The sequence below is a fragment of the Chryseobacterium sp. CBSDS_008 genome (genome assembly GCF_049959325.1).
Lineage (GTDB): Bacteria > Bacteroidota > Bacteroidia > Flavobacteriales > Weeksellaceae > Chryseobacterium.
Map to the genome: position 1 here is coordinate 4,404,484 of NZ_CP188202.1, position 14,815 is coordinate 4,419,298.

The following is a 14,815-nucleotide window of genomic DNA, read 5'->3' on the forward strand; positions in this document are numbered from 1 at the left end:
CTCATATTGCTGATCGAAAATTCAGACACACACTAAGCTATTCTCAATATTATATTCTTGCATTCATTGTGACCTTTACTTTAGGATGTACCAATTTACTAGTCATGCAATACCAATGTGAATTACTCTAAATAATAATAAAAAAAACTAAAAAAAAATCATTTCTCTTGATATAACCTTGCTGGAACCTTGTACGATGTGGTGGAAAATCTAGGCCAATTTTGGTACGTAAATCAAATGTAAAAGGTTATGAATATAGATCGAGTTGAGTTCCTTGCATGGATGGATCGTATCATGAAGCGGTTTGACATCCTCGCGGGGGATCTTGAAATCCGGGAAAAAAAAAGGTTGAGCATTGACGGTGAAGAGCTGCTCGATAACCAAGATGTTCTTCAAATGCTAAAGATCACGTACCGTTGCCTCCAGCGCTACCGTACAATCGGCAGAATAAAATTTTTCACTATCAGTGGTAAGATTTACTATAAGAGCTCCGATGTGCAGCAGTTTATTAGGGACAGTTATCATGGGGGAAAATATCGGCAAAAATAGGCTCTTAAAGGAAGCAATTTAATATTTCTTCTTTCCCCAATCTACATTCGGACAATCTTAAAATTTTTTATTATGAATGAACAAACAATAATTGACGAAAAGATCGCCAAAGCGCTGGAGCCGTTATCTGACATCCTATTGGTTCTTGATAAAGTTAAGAACAGGATCGAGGCAGTAAAGGGAGTAGATAAGGATGGGAAACTGCAAACGGGAGAGCCTAAGCAGAAGAATTTGTTGGATTTTATTCGCGTAGACAAAAGCGATATATTCAGCAATTTCTTCTCTAATTTCTGGCGAAAACTAAATGATCCTACAGGATACAAGTTTTTTAAAATTTCAGATATCGATATGGAAGCAGTGGCCAAGAAACTCCAGTCTGCACTCGATAATCCCACACCGGAAGGTAATAAACTTCTGGACGCTTTGGAAGTTAAACATGATAATATGCAAAAAAAGCAAGATATGGAAACAAAACTAGAAGTAAAACAAGGAAAAGCGAACGAAGATACCAAGCCAACGTATCGCTATAATGTTGATGACATTGATTGGAACACAGCGCATAAATTTGGTTTAAATAGGGACCTGTTAGAGAAAAATGGACAATTGGACAAATTATTGAAAGGTTACAAATCCGACACAATATTTAAGATTGAAGGAAATTTTGAAGGGCTGGCTTTAAAAGGTGATGCGCGACTTTCCTTACGACAAGTCGATAATAAAATTGTTATTCTGACACATGGAATACGACATAAAGCTCCATTGGAATCCCCTTTTTACGGTCACAAATTTACACGAGAAGATAAGGAGAACCTGATAAAAACAGGAAATATGGGCCGTGTCGCTGAATTGACCAATACACAAGGTGTTACAGTAAAGTCTTTGATTAGTTTGGACAAATACACAAAAGAGCCTGTATCATATCCGCTCGAATGGATCAAAATTAATGATAAATTCGGCGGTGTGAAATTAAGTAAGGATCAAAAGCAGGAACTCATCGAAGGAAAGCCTGTGCTTGTTGAAGGGATGGTGAATACGAAGACGGGCGAACTCTTCAGTCAAACCTTACAGTTTAGTGCTGATGATCGAAAAATAGTATTCGCCGGTAATAAGGAAACCTTGAGCAATGATCAACAGTTAACAAGGGTAATTCCTTCTGTATTCAGAGACCGTCAGTTAAGCGAAAAAGAGCAGGAATTGCTAAAAGAGGGTAAGGCTATTCATCTGGAGGATCTTGTCAATAAGGATCAAAACAGGTTATATTCAGGTTACGCTTTCTATAATGAACAAAAAGGAAAGGTTGACTTTTCCTTCCAGAAACCACATTTGGAAAACCAGCTGGAGCAGGTATTAGGTAATATGAACGAAGACAAGAAACAGCGCCAAGCTCCTGCGCAAAATGATGGGTCAAAGCAGGCGGCACGCAATTCTGCAACGACAAATGTCCAGGAAAAAAAGACCCCATCCAGACGTCCTAAACTTCATTAAAGTAGATCGTCATGAAAGCAATCTTAGCAGAAAAGCCCTCAGTGGCTCATGAACTTGCCAGAATTGTTGGTGCTACAGAAAGAAAGGATGGTTATTTTATTGGGGATGATTTTATTGTCACTTGGGCTTTTGGCCATCTTGTGGGACTGGCAATGCCAGAAGATTATGGAATTAAGGGATTCAATAGGGAATCCCTTCCCATAATTCCAGCTGATTTTTTGCTTACTAGCAGAAAAGTGAAATCAGGTAAAGGATATGTGTACGATGAAGGTTCAAAGCGGCAATTGGAAATTATTGGCGATGTTTTTGAAAAGTGTGACAGTATTATTGTTGCTACCGACGCAGGGAGGGAGGGAGAAGTTATTTTCAGATACATCTACGAATATTTGGACTGTCAAAAACCATTTGAGCGGCTTTGGATCAGCAGTTTGACGGAGAAAGCAATTATAAATGGATTGAATAATTTAAAGAAGGGGACTGATTTTGATGGCATTTACTATGCAGGACGGGAGAGGTCCCAATCTGACTGGCTGATCGGGATCAATGCAACCCAAGCGTTGACCATCAGTTTAGGAGATGGTTTATATTCTTTGGGACGTGTGCAGACGCCTACTTTATCCCTGATCTGCAAAAGATTTATTGATCATAAATCATTCGAAATAAAAAATTATTTCCAGATCGAACTCGGGCATCAAAAAGAGGGCATTATTTTCAAGAGTTTATCGGTAGATAAATGGGAAGATCGAGCGAAAGCAGAGTCGGCAGTAAGATCTATTGAACGCGTTGGAACTGTCAATGTTGTAGAAGTTGAAAAGAAACCGAGTGCCTTGCAAGCACCGTTACTTTTTGATTTGACAGGTTTACAAAAAGAAGCTAATAAAAAGCTCGGATTTTCTGCAGAAAAGACTCTGGAAATCGCCCAAAGCTTATATGAAAAGAAATTTATAAGCTATCCCCGTACCGGGGCGAAGTATATTCCCGAAGATGTATGGAGCGAAATTCCCAATCTTATTGTCGCTTTAGGAGCTGCCCCCGCTTTTAAGGAAAAGGTTTCCAAAATTAAATGGGAAAGGTATAACAAGCATATCGTCAATGATGTGAAAGTGACTGACCATCACGGAATTTTGATCACGGAGCATATACCCACAATGCTGAACGCGCACGAAAATACCTTATATGATTTGATTGCGTGCCGACTTCTTGAAGCTATATCACCCACTTGTCATCGGGAGATTACATCTGTCACATTAGAAATCCTTCACTACAATTTTACCATTAAAGCAATAAAGATTACCTCACCGGGCTGGAAGTTAATAAATGGAAATTTTAATGAAGAAGAAGACGATGTTATTTATGATCTTCCTCAGCTCGAAAAAGGTGGCAATCTGAAGATAACCGATGTGAAACTTGTTGCCAAACAGACAAAACCGCCAGCGTTATTCACTGAGGCAGAGCTTTTATCTGCAATGGAAAATGCGGGAAATAGTATCGAAGATATTGAAGAGAGAAAGGCACTTAAAGGCATTGGCATAGGGACCCCTGCTACCCGTGCATCGGTTATTGAAACACTGTTCGATAGAAGTTATATCTGTCGAGAAAAGAAATCGATCATTCCAACAGAAAAGGGGCTTCTTGTTTATAAAATCGTGGCAGACAAGAAAATAGCTGATGTAGCAATGACAGCACAGTGGGAGCTTGCATTTGAAAAGATTCAAAATAGCGAAATGGAGGCCGCGGAATTCCATGCAGAACTTGAAAAGCTAACAGAAGAAGTTACAAGGGAACTGCTGATAGAAAAAATTGTAGAGGACGGACAACAAGATCTAAGCTGTCCAAAATGCAGCAGTAGGGCATTTTTGCGCGAAAAGGTGATTAAATGCAGCAGTGAAAAATGCGGATGGATACTTTTTCGGAAAGTATGTGGAATACAGTTAACATATAAAAATATAGAAGCTTTGCTTACCAAGAAAAGAACTCCACTTATCCGGGGAATGGTCGGGCATAGCGGTAAACTATTTGATGCCTATATTTTATTATCCGAGGACGGTGCTACTTCTTTTGAATTTGAGAAGAAAAAGAAGCGAAAGTTCAAATAATTTTCATGATGTGATTTGGTGTGAAGCCTGAGATCGATCGGATTTCAGGCTTCTTTTTTTGCCTCATTTTTCAATTAGGACAACTGTAGAAATTTAAGGCTAGAATACCTTCTGATGGGCTTCCCCAGTGCTTGTCTGGCTAGGTTTACCTGACAAGTAAATAATAGACACCATGAAAAAAGAGCAAAAGGATTTTTCCTACTATCAATTAAAATTACAGGAGCATATAGAAGCAAGTTTCCCTGAGAAATTACATGATTCCAAATTTATAAGCCAACGGGCACGTTGGGCGGTAAATGCCTATGAAGGAGCTTTCAGGTCTGGCAACGATGTTGCAAAATGCGATGAAATAGCCGATTTTATTCTTTATGAGGGGCTTCATTTCTCAAAATTTACTACGCTATTTGAAGTGCTGACCTATGAGTTCAACGATCTGCTGTTCGATTTTGAATTTAGGGATTTTGCTTTAAAAATACTTCCGAACTGCGATGAGGTTTTTGAACAGTATGATCTGACGGATGATTTTGCATATACAAATGATTATGACGTGTTATACACGGAGCTCACAGGTTTCATTTCAATATGGATCGAGAAAAATGGCATTCAATAAAAGGCAGTGTCTGCAACAGAATATTGATGCCCTAAAAATTGCTTTCAAGGTCGAAAATGAGCATCGTGAGCCAACAGGGCATGAACAGCAGCTATTATCCCTATATGCAGGATTTGGAGGGTTGAAATGTGTGCTTAATCCAACAGAAGTAGCTGAAGATATTGAGAAATGGAATAACAGTGAAAAGCCCCTGTTTGCATTGACAAAAGAACTCTATGTTTTATTATCTGCTCATGCAAAAGATGACCAGGAATATAAACAGTGGGTTAGTGGCGTTAAAAGTTCAGTTCTGGATGCGTTCTATACACCAAAGGAAATAACTTCGGTTATTGCATCAGTAATAGGAAGTAATGGTTTAGACATAAAGAATGTGCTGGAGCCTTCGGCAGGTGTGGGTGCATTTATTGATCCTTTTAAAAATAGGCCGAACGTTCGTGTTACGGCCTATGAGCATGATCCTTTGACAGGAAAAGTTTTGCAATTGCTGCATCCGGAAGCTGATATCCGCATTGCGGGTTTTGAAAGCATTGCTGGCCAGGAAGAAGGATTTTATGATCTGACTGTAAGTAACATCCCATTTGGAACCAGTTCCGTTTTTGACCTTTCCTTTTCAAGAGGTAAGGATGAAGCACGCAAAATTGCTGCGAAAAGCATTCATAACTATTTCTTTTTAAAGGCTACAGATAAGCTTCGGGAAGGCGGTATCCTTGCCTTTATTACGTCACAGGGTATTATGGACAGTCCGTCCAATCAGCCAATCCGAGAGGCACTGATGCGTGAGCATCTGTTAGTCTCAGCGGTAAGACTTCCCAATAATCTATTTGAGGAAGCAGGTACAGCTGTAGGGAGTGACCTGATCGTTTTACAGAAGTGCGGCAGTAGAGGGTCATTGTCCGATCGGGCCAAGGATTTTATGCATACGGTCTCCAAAGGCGAAGGTTCACATTGCAATCTTTTATTTTTTAATCCCAACCATATTGTGTCGACCCGATCTACTGAGGATACAGATCAATATGGAAAAAAGAAGACGATCTACCTGCATGAAGGGGGAATAGAAGGAATTGCAAGTGACCTTAAGGAAAAACTTGCAACTGATTTCAGTGCTTTTTTTAATTTCAATTTATACAAAAATTTTATTCAAAAGGATTTAAGTGCGAACGAATTATTGCAGAGACCAGTGGCGAAAAATTATTCTATAAAAAGAAAAAATCCACAAAATGACCAGGACCAATCGTTTCAACTTAGCTTATTTTCCGAACAACAGATTGACCGTCTCACGCAGCGGTCAGCTTCAAAAAAAACAGCTCGTAAATCAAATCAGCAAAGTATAATACAGCAACTCTCGTTATTTGACGCCATATCATCAAGTGGTGTTGCCCAGACCAAAGGTTCAGAGGATGGCAGTGCAGAAAGTGCTATAATAAAAAGCGCGAAAACTACCGAGCTACAAAATAGTCAATCTACGGAAACACATACTCCTTCTCTTTTCTCAGACCTTACTGGTCAGGCCATAGGGATGGAGCCTATTGTGTTTGAAGGAAAGAAAAAAGAATATTATAGGGATAATACCTTAGTGTCCTTTAATGGTCATGTTGGCCACATCAAATGGAATCTTCGGGAGGGACAGTACATTTTTCACCCGCTTTTACTAGCTGAAAAGCAAAAAAATAGGATTGAAGATTATATAAAGTTCCGGGACTGTTATAATGATTTGTACCTGTATGAGATAACTCAGAAAGAAGAAGATAGTTTAGGTCGAAGATCACTCAATAACTTGTATGACGCCTTTGTAAAGAAATACGGCAATTTAAATGCTGCGGACAATATCAAAGTTATTAAAACTGATGCTTCTGGAAATGAGGTGCCTTATCTGGAACGAGTGATTGGCGGGATAGTACACAAAGCGGATATTTTTGATCATCCTGTAAGCTTCTCTACCGATGATTTAACAGTCAATAGTGCAAGTGAAGCGTTGTCAGCTTCACTCAACCTTTCTGCCAAGGTTGATCTTGATTTCATGTCCCAAATTTCTGGGATCTCAGTTGAAGAGTTGAGAGAACAGTTACAAGGAAGGATATATTACAACCCCTTGTTGAGAGAATATGAAACTTCGCAAACATTTCTATCTGGAAATGTGGTTGAAAAGGCAAAACTGCTTAGCAACTATTTGACGGAGCATATCTCTGATCTGCAATGTGAGGCGAGTTTGAAAGCCCTGCAAGATATCAGACCGGCTTTAATATCGTTTGAAGAACTGGATTTTAACCTGGGTGAACGATGGATTGATACGGACACGTATAGCAGATTCGCAAGCCATCTTTTTGAGACTAAGGTTACTATTCAGTATACCGAAAGTTCGGATGATTTTGCTGTGCAATGCAATGGCACCAATATAATCATTACAGAAAAGTATGCAGTTAAGTCGGACAGCAGAAATTTTGACGGGCTTAACCTTTTACGACATGCATTGGTTAATACCACACCCGATATTACAAAGAAAGCCTATTTAGCGGACGGCACTGAGGTAAAGGTGCGGGATATGGAAGCGATCCAAGCGGCAAATTGTAAAATTGATGATATCCGAAGGGCATTTACTGATTGGCTTTTCGAGCAAAGTGATGTTTTTAAGGATGAGCTTACCGAAAAGTACAATGAGCTATTTAATTGTCATGTGCGGCCACAATACGACGGCAGTCATCAGGAGTTTCCGGGACTTAAACGTGAGGCTGTGGGTATTGAAGATTTGTATGATAGTCAGAAAGATGCGGTATGGATGATCAAGTGCAATGGCGGAGGGATCTGTGACCATGAGGTTGGTGCTGGCAAGACGCTTATAATGTGTACTGCTGCTCAGGAAATGAAGCGGTTGGGCTTAGTTCATAAACCAATGATTATAGCTCTAAAAGCTAATGTCCATGAAATCGCTGAGACTTATCGTAAAGCCTATCCTTATGCAAAGTTATTATATCCAGGGAAAAAGGATTTCACGCCGCAGAAACGATTAAAAATCTTCGGAGAAATAAAAAATAACGATTGGGATTGTGTTATTCTTACCCATGAGCAGTTCAGTATGATCCCCCAATCGTCAGAACTGCAAAGAGAAATTTTGAACATTGAACTGGAAGGCGTAGAACGTAATCTAGAAGTTCTGAGAACCCAGGGAAAAGATGTTTCCGGTGCGATGCTAAAAGGAGTTGAAATCAGGAAAAAGAACCTGAATGTCAAGCTTAAAAGTCTTCAAAGTGACATTGAAAATCGAAAGGACGATGTTGTTGATTTTAAAATGATGGGTATTGACCATTTGTTTGTTGACGAAAGTCATCGGTTCAAAAATCTGATGTTCAATACGCGACATGAACGTGTTGCGGGACTGGGAAATGCGCAGGGAAGCCAACGAGCCCTCAATCTACTGTTTGCGCTACGAACAATTCAAGAAAGAACAGGAAAAGATTTGGGAGCTACATTTTTGTCCGGTACCACAATAAGTAATTCCTTAACTGAACTCTACCTGTTGTTCAAATATCTACGGCCAAAAGCGCTGGAAAGACAAGGGATAAACTGTTTTGACGCATGGGCAGCTATTTATGCTCGAAAATCTGTTGATTATGAATTTTCGGTAGCCAACAATATTGTTCAAAAAGAAAGGTTTAGACATTTTATAAAGGTTCCTGAGCTGGCTCAATTCTATTCAGAAATCACAGATTATAGAACAGCTAAGGACATCGGAATTGACCGTCCTGAAAAAAACGAAAGTTTAGTTCATATTCCACCTACACCGGATCAGGAAAGATTCATAAAGAAATTAATGGAATTTGCAGAAACCGGAAAGGCCGAGTTATTGGGAAGGGAACCGCTTTCTCCTACGGAAGAAAAGGCTAAAATGCTGATTGCAACTGATTATGCAAGGAAAATGTCGCTGGATATGCGCATGATCTCCCCCGAATATGGCGATCATCCCGGGAATAAAGCGTCTGTTTGTGCGGCTAACCTAGTTACATATTATCGAAGATTTAATGCTCAAAAAGGGACGCAATTTGTTTTTTCAGACTTGGGAACCTACAAACCAGATCAGTGGAATATATACTCGGAAATCAAGCGAAAGCTGATGCATGAGTATGATATTCCTGATCATGAAATACGCTTTATCCAGGAGGCAAAATCCGGAGACCAAAGGAAAGAACTTATCAAAGCTGCTAATGAAGGCAAAATTCGAATACTGTTTGGCTCGACTGAAATGCTGGGTACAGGAGTTAATGCTCAAAAGCGGGCAGTCACCGTTCATCATCTGGATATTCCCTGGCGACCCTCGGATCTGGCGCAGCGTGATGGGCGTGCCATAAGGAAGGGCAACGAGATTGCGAAACACTTTGGTAATAATAAGGTAGATGTTTTTATTTATGCTGTTGAGAAATCTTTAGACAGTTATAAATTTAATACCCTGTATAATAAACAAATTTTTATTGACCAGTTGAAAAGTAATAATTTAGGTGTGCGGACTATTGATGAAGGTGCTATTGATGAAAAAACCGGAATGAGCTATTCTGAGTATCAGGCCATTTTGTCGGGTAACACAGACTTGTTGGAGAAAGCTAAGCTGCAGAAGCAGATTGCAGCGCTTGAGGGGGAAAAATTGTCTTTCATGCGATCTAAAAGAAGTTCATTATATAAACTGGAAACTACAGCAGAAGATTTGAAGACTGGACAGTCACTCCTGGAACGATTGAAAACCGATTGGGCAATTTTTAATAATCGGGTTAGAAAAACGGATGATGGAGGTCTACTAAACGCTATTAGTCTTGCTGGTTTAAATGACAAGGCCACTGTAAAAGAAATAGGAGATCGTCTGAATAAAATATCAGCTACTGCGCGGACGGGCGGCGATTATGAGGAAATTGGCTCATTGTATGGTTTTAGGCTCTTGGTTAAAACAGAATTTTCCGAAAAGAAGGATTCCATAGAAAGAGACAATCGTTTTTTCATCACAGGAGAAGGTAATTTAAAGTATACACATAATAATGGTATTATGGCAGGCGATCCTGAGCGCGCATCTTTGAATTTTTTAAATGCTCTGCAGAAGATTCCCGGTTTAATTGAGACAGAGGAAAATAAAGTTTCTGCATTGAAAAAAGATGAGCTTATACTACGTGAGATAGTTTCCGGAGACTGGAAGAAGGATGGAAGTTTAGAGGGGCTGAGGAACCAATTAGCGGCATTGGAAAGAAAGATCCTTTTATCCTTGGATGATGGAAGAGAAAACGTACTGCAAGTGGAGGAGAAGGTTAAAAAAACTGAACCTACAAAAACAATATCCCAGCTGAAACCGTAGGATTGTAAAATTAGATGCTAATAAATTGTGTAAAACTGGCTTTATATTAAATGAAACCCCTTCGCAGTTTCTGTGAAGGGGCTTGTTTTTAGCCTTTAGAAGCTTCCAATGAGGTTTTTCTAAACTCCTTAAAAAGCTTTTCTAGCTCAAGAGAAGCTTTACGTGCCCTTATTCCCGCGGCCTTGTTTCCTTTTTCAGCTTGTAACTCTGCATCTGTTTTGAATGCATCTATTCCAGCATTAATTTTTTCGATCAGTTCCTTCATGTTGTGTAGAATAATTTTCAGGACAAAAATAAGCTTTTATTGGATTGGAACAAAAATCTCTTTTGTCAGCTATTCTAACTCAGAATCAATCCTTTCGGATCAAATGCGCAAGATCTGGATCATTCTGTATACGTGACATTTCTTTCTCAATAATGGTGGCAACCTCCTGTTTAATCTTCTTATAATTTGCGTTTATTTCCTGATCCATTATATCTTCTCCGCAATCGGATAGAAAAGATCGGATCTGGGGAATCGGTTTATAATTCTTGGTTTCGTTGGCAACCTTTTCCGTATCAACAACGATCTGCGCATGGAATATCTTTTGTTCTATTTTCTCGCCAAAATTGTCAGCAACGGCTCCAACGAACATTCCCTGTGATAACGTAGAGATCTTGGATGCGGGAATCAGGCTGTCCAGTTGAGTGGAAATAGAAGCGCTGGTATCATTTCTATTAATACTGAGAGATTGTCTTTTCTGTACAATTTTGCCAAAACGTTCGGAAAGGCTTTTGGCGGTTTCCCCAACAACCTGTCCTGAGAAAATGTTCCCTACAGTGTTTTGGATTACTTTAGCTTCTTTGTCGCCATAATCTCTAATGAGTTGCGAGAAATCTTGAAAACCCAGGCAGACTGCCACTTTGTTACTACGCGCTGTCGCAATAAGATTGTCTAGTCCTCGAAAGTATATGGTTGGTAGCTCGTCAATAATTACTGAACTCTTCAATTTTCCTTTTTTGTTTATCATTTTCACAATGCGTGAATTATAAAGCCCGAGAGCAGCCGAGTAAATATTTTGACGGTCAGGATTATTACCCACACACAAAATCTTAGGTTCTAGCGGATTATTTATGTCAAGGGAGAAATCGTCTCCGGTCATGACGTAATAGAGCTGCGGGGAAATCATTCGTGAAAGAGGAATCTTAGCGGATGCTATTTGGCCTTGCAGCTGATCTTGAGCGCCGCCTTCCCAGGCATCAAGGAAAGGGCTCAAATAGTTTTCGAGCTCCGGATAACTTGTCAGAATGGTAAATAGGTCTGAATATTTTTTATTGAGGAGTTCAATGGCATGGGGGAAGGTACAAAACTGTCCATCTTTATAAATTTTTAGAAACCAAATAATTGCTGCAAGCAATATAATTGGGGATTCGACAAAGAATTCCCCACTTTTCTGGATCCACGTCTTATTGAGGTTCAACATAATAGTATAAGCAGATTCGTAAGCATCTGATATATCCGTCATGAATTTTGGACTGAGCGGGTTGCAGCGATGGCTTCTGCGTGGATCATCAAAATTGATCACATAAAACTGAGGTTTTACTTTGTATTGGCGGTTATGTTTTAAAAGGTGATTATAAGCAATGACGGAAAGATCGTCAAATTTAAAGTCGTAGATATACATCGCAAACCCTTTTTCGATATGCTGTTTGATGTAATTATTTACAATTGCATAACTTTTTCCACTTCCAGGGGTACCAAGCACGATTGAGGCTCTAAAAACGTTGACAACAGAGATCCAGCCGTCATTCCACTTTCCTTTGTAGTAAAACCTCGTAGGTAGGTTAACAGAGTATTCATTCTGAATTAACCGTGTCTCCTGCATAAAACTTTCGTTCTCCGTATTGAATGGGTCGTCCATCAACCGATTCCTTAGGAGTCTACTCATCCAGAGTCCGGCAACCATCAGCAATATGAATCCAGCTGAGGTTGTCAGCATGTATAGAGAAGTAGAGAAGTGAAGAAGTGGAAAATTTAATAAGTAAAGGAGAGTACCTATAATAAGATACGTATTTATATTTTTCCATTTAATTTTTTCGTTTTTCACCCCTTTGGTACCTAGACAGCTCAGGGCTAATAAAATCAGTGCAAACAGCTTACTATTAAAGGAATTACTAAATAAACCGGAGGTTTTTTGAAAATTCAGAAGTATTTTTTCTATGACCTCGAGCGTCCAACCTTGCCCATAAAAAAATGAATAGCAAAACCAGTAGAAATTCATTAGAACCAACAGGATGCTGACTGCGCGCATAAATGCCATTATTTTCGCGAGTCCCCTTAAATCGTCTTCTTGCATAAGTGAAAATTTTCACCATAGATATCATCTGTATGCATGAAAATTCGAGATGTTGTATCTAGCGGAATAGGTTTTCTTGTAATGTCCTTTTGAAGGATAAGAATCGCAGGTTTTGTTTCAGCAACTCACTTTGAAACTAAATTTTTAACACAAAATTTTTTATTAGAAAGAATTCCGGAAGTACATGTCTTTGTATGTTATAGAGAGGACAATAGAAGGAAATTTTAGTCGTGTTATCGATACAGGCATTTAATCCATACACATGGTTGTCGCCACAGTCATTCTGCTCAATGTCTTTCCTGGGTAGAAAAGCCTTAATTAAAACAAAAAAATCAGAGTAAACATCATTTACTCTGATTGAAATTCAATTAGCAATTATTGTAAAACTTTTCAGAACCGCTATGAGTTTTTTGGAAAAACCATATCTTTTTCTGTTACCGCTTTTGTGGTTTTTGCATTCACGTATACAGGTATTCCACCCACCCATGTTTCCAACACTGGAATGTCTCTCATTTTCATATATTGTAACGAAGGTGTATTTAATGAAAGCGGATCTTGTTCCAAAATAACAAAATCAGCAAAGTACCCTTCATTTAGCGATCCTACCCATTTATCAGCATAACATTGCCAAGCCGCGTCATAAGTAACAGCAATCAATGCCTGTTCTGGGGTAAGACGCTCGGTACCGTTTAAAACTTCAATATCATTTGGGTTTTTTTCCATGATTCTGGTAATCGACTGTTCCATCATTCTTAGAGGCCCCAGTGGACTTACCTCATTGTCGCTATGAAGGGTAATTCTCATTCCAGCGGCGAGCGTTGACCCACAAAGATCAAGCATTTGCGCCTTTTCGCCGAAAATTACTTCCTTAAAAGCATATCCCCAATACCCTACGTGACCAATAAGGAAGCTAGCGGAAACGCCCATTTGTAGCATATTTGTAATTTGATCTGCCGTTAGAAGAGAACAGTGCTCTATACGGTTACGAAGCTCCCGACCTTTATATTGAGCCAAAGTACGCTGATAAGCATTAATTGCAAATGTTACCGCTTGATCTCCATTTGCATGAATCATTAGGGGCCATCCTTTTACAGCTACCACAGTATTAATTAATGTATTATAGCTCGGAGGAATCGTATGAGCAGGAATACCTGTCTGAGGAAAATTAAATACCCCTGTATTGTTAGCAGGATCACACAGATAAGGGGCACTTTGATACCCTGTCAAGCCCTGGTTGGAGCCATCTGAAACCACTTTAACATGTCCATAATATACAGGTTTATAGTGATGTGGTTCTGTATAATGCTCCAGATTACTGACATCTTCCTGACTGGAACAAAGATGTGCACCACCTGTCCTTACCAATTCAGGATGAGTCTCAAAATATTTGGTCAAAAGGTTTACTGATCCTTTATTCAGGCCGGCATCATACATAAAAGTAACTCCTCTTGAATTCGCTGTATTGAAAAGATCGGTAAGGTACCTGTTGATCTCTATACTCATTGCTATGATCTGCAGCTTTACTGTCTTCAAAGCTGGGGTCATTTGTAAGCCTTCCTGCAACTGTCCATTAGTTTCACTAATATATTTGTCAGCAGTTTTATATTCAGCCTGTATTGCAGTATTGTGATCAAACACATATTGCATTGCCTTGGTATTCAGATATAGCGTGTGCATGGAAGCACTTAACACCATCATTGGTACATCAGCATTAATACCGTCGAGAACTGTATTCGTAATTGTAATTAACTCTTTTTTACCCCCTACTTCTTGAAAAGGCATTAGTGATGGGTCTAATCCTTTACCTAAGATAACAACTCCTGGAATTTTGGGAATATGATCGTTGATGATTGCTCCCACAGAATTCAAGTCATATTTAGCCTTTAAATTTTGTCCTTCAAAAGGGCTCAGATCCAGCCAGCCCTGCATCATTGCTGTTGGAACCATATGAACATGGGGCTCGATTAGACCAGGAAGTAAAGTTTGGGTACCGGTTAGTTCTTTTCGGTGAAATCCTTGATAGTTCTCGTTCATATATTCTTCCACCTGATCTTCTGTACCGGTTACCACAACTTTTCCATCAGCTATCCCAATAGATTCGATGGTTTCTGTTGAACCTGCAATCATGGGACGGATGATCCCTCCCCTTATCATTAGAGTGTGTGGTTTTTCGTGAATTGCTTTTCCGGAACCCGGATTTATTTTCGTCATATTTTCTGCACTGAAAAGTTCTTCTTTAAGAACATCCAAAACAGGATTGTGGCAAGAGCAGTGAGCGCAGCCATGTGTGTGATTGGGCGATGTTTCCATAAGGATAATTGGATTTAAGAATTTATGTTAGTTTAATATGTACATACAAACACAAGCCTTCCATCAGATGAGGCTTTTTTGTAATTTAATTTAGAAAGAATGT

8 protein-coding genes are annotated in these 14,815 nt (G+C 39.3%); 5 read left to right on the forward strand and 3 right to left on the reverse strand.

Annotation, left to right across the window (positions count from 1 at the left end; all coding sequences use genetic code 11):
* Positions 1–396 precede the first annotated feature (396 nt).
* The 5 genes from ACP3T3_RS19950 (at position 397) to ACP3T3_RS19970 (ending at position 10,066) form a co-directional block, all read left to right on the forward strand.
* Positions 397–549 (forward strand): hypothetical protein, encoded by a 153-nt coding sequence (locus ACP3T3_RS19950; protein ID WP_426479994.1) that lies wholly within the window; start codon positions 397–399, stop codon positions 547–549.
* A 72-nt stretch (positions 550–621) separates the two neighbouring features.
* Entirely contained in the window at positions 622–2,034 is a 1,413-nt protein-coding gene (locus ACP3T3_RS19955; protein ID WP_426477471.1) for a DUF3945 domain-containing protein, read from the forward strand.
* Positions 2,035–2,045: 11 nt separating this feature from the next.
* Entirely contained in the window at positions 2,046–4,130 is a 2,085-nt protein-coding gene (locus tag ACP3T3_RS19960; RefSeq protein ID WP_426477472.1) for a DNA topoisomerase, read from the forward strand.
* Positions 4,131–4,302: 172 nt separating this feature from the next.
* The gene (locus ACP3T3_RS19965) at positions 4,303–4,740 is read left to right on the forward strand and encodes a DUF1896 domain-containing protein (protein WP_426477473.1); all 438 of its coding nucleotides are present in this window, start codon (positions 4,303–4,305) and stop codon (positions 4,738–4,740) included.
* Positions 4,727–10,066: a helicase-related protein gene (locus ACP3T3_RS19970; protein WP_426477474.1), complete on the forward strand. Its 5,340-nt coding sequence runs from the start codon at positions 4,727–4,729 to the stop codon at positions 10,064–10,066. Before ACP3T3_RS19965 ends, ACP3T3_RS19970 begins: the two co-directional genes overlap by 14 nt.
* 88 nt (positions 10,067–10,154) lie before the next feature.
* Here ACP3T3_RS19970 and ACP3T3_RS19975 read toward each other — a convergent pair whose 3' ends face one another.
* From ACP3T3_RS19975 to ACP3T3_RS19985, 3 genes are all read right to left on the reverse strand, one after another.
* Entirely contained in the window at positions 10,155–10,331 is a 177-nt protein-coding gene (locus ACP3T3_RS19975) for a histone H1 (RefSeq protein WP_426477475.1), read from the reverse strand.
* 85 nt (positions 10,332–10,416) lie between these two features.
* Positions 10,417–12,402: a conjugal transfer protein MobC gene (mobC, locus tag ACP3T3_RS19980; RefSeq protein WP_426477476.1), complete on the reverse strand. Its 1,986-nt coding sequence runs from the start codon at positions 12,400–12,402 to the stop codon at positions 10,417–10,419.
* 399 nt (positions 12,403–12,801) lie between these two features.
* Positions 12,802–14,712, reverse strand: a complete 1,911-nt coding sequence (locus tag ACP3T3_RS19985) for an amidohydrolase (protein ID WP_426477477.1) — start codon at positions 14,710–14,712, stop codon at positions 12,802–12,804.
* Positions 14,713–14,815: the final 103 nt, after the last annotated feature.

Bases quoted from the DNA above. Each gene is read 5' to 3' on its own strand.
- ACP3T3_RS19965 (WP_426477473.1), top strand. From the start codon at position 4,303: ATGAAAAAAGAGCAAAAGGATTTTTCCTACTATCAATTAAAATTACAG.
- ACP3T3_RS19970 (WP_426477474.1), top strand. From the start codon at position 4,727: ATGGCATTCAATAAAAGGCAGTGTCTGCAACAGAATATTGATGCCCTA.
- ACP3T3_RS19985 (WP_426477477.1), bottom strand. From the start codon at position 14,712: ATGGAAACATCGCCCAATCACACACATGGCTGCGCTCACTGCTCTTGC.
- ACP3T3_RS19960 (WP_426477472.1), top strand. From the start codon at position 2,046: ATGAAAGCAATCTTAGCAGAAAAGCCCTCAGTGGCTCATGAACTTGCC.
- ACP3T3_RS19975 (WP_426477475.1), bottom strand. From the start codon at position 10,331: ATGAAGGAACTGATCGAAAAAATTAATGCTGGAATAGATGCATTCAAA.
- ACP3T3_RS19955 (WP_426477471.1), top strand. From the start codon at position 622: ATGAATGAACAAACAATAATTGACGAAAAGATCGCCAAAGCGCTGGAG.
- ACP3T3_RS19950 (WP_426479994.1), top strand. From the start codon at position 397: ATGCTAAAGATCACGTACCGTTGCCTCCAGCGCTACCGTACAATCGGC.
- mobC (WP_426477476.1), bottom strand. From the start codon at position 12,402: ATGCAAGAAGACGATTTAAGGGGACTCGCGAAAATAATGGCATTTATG.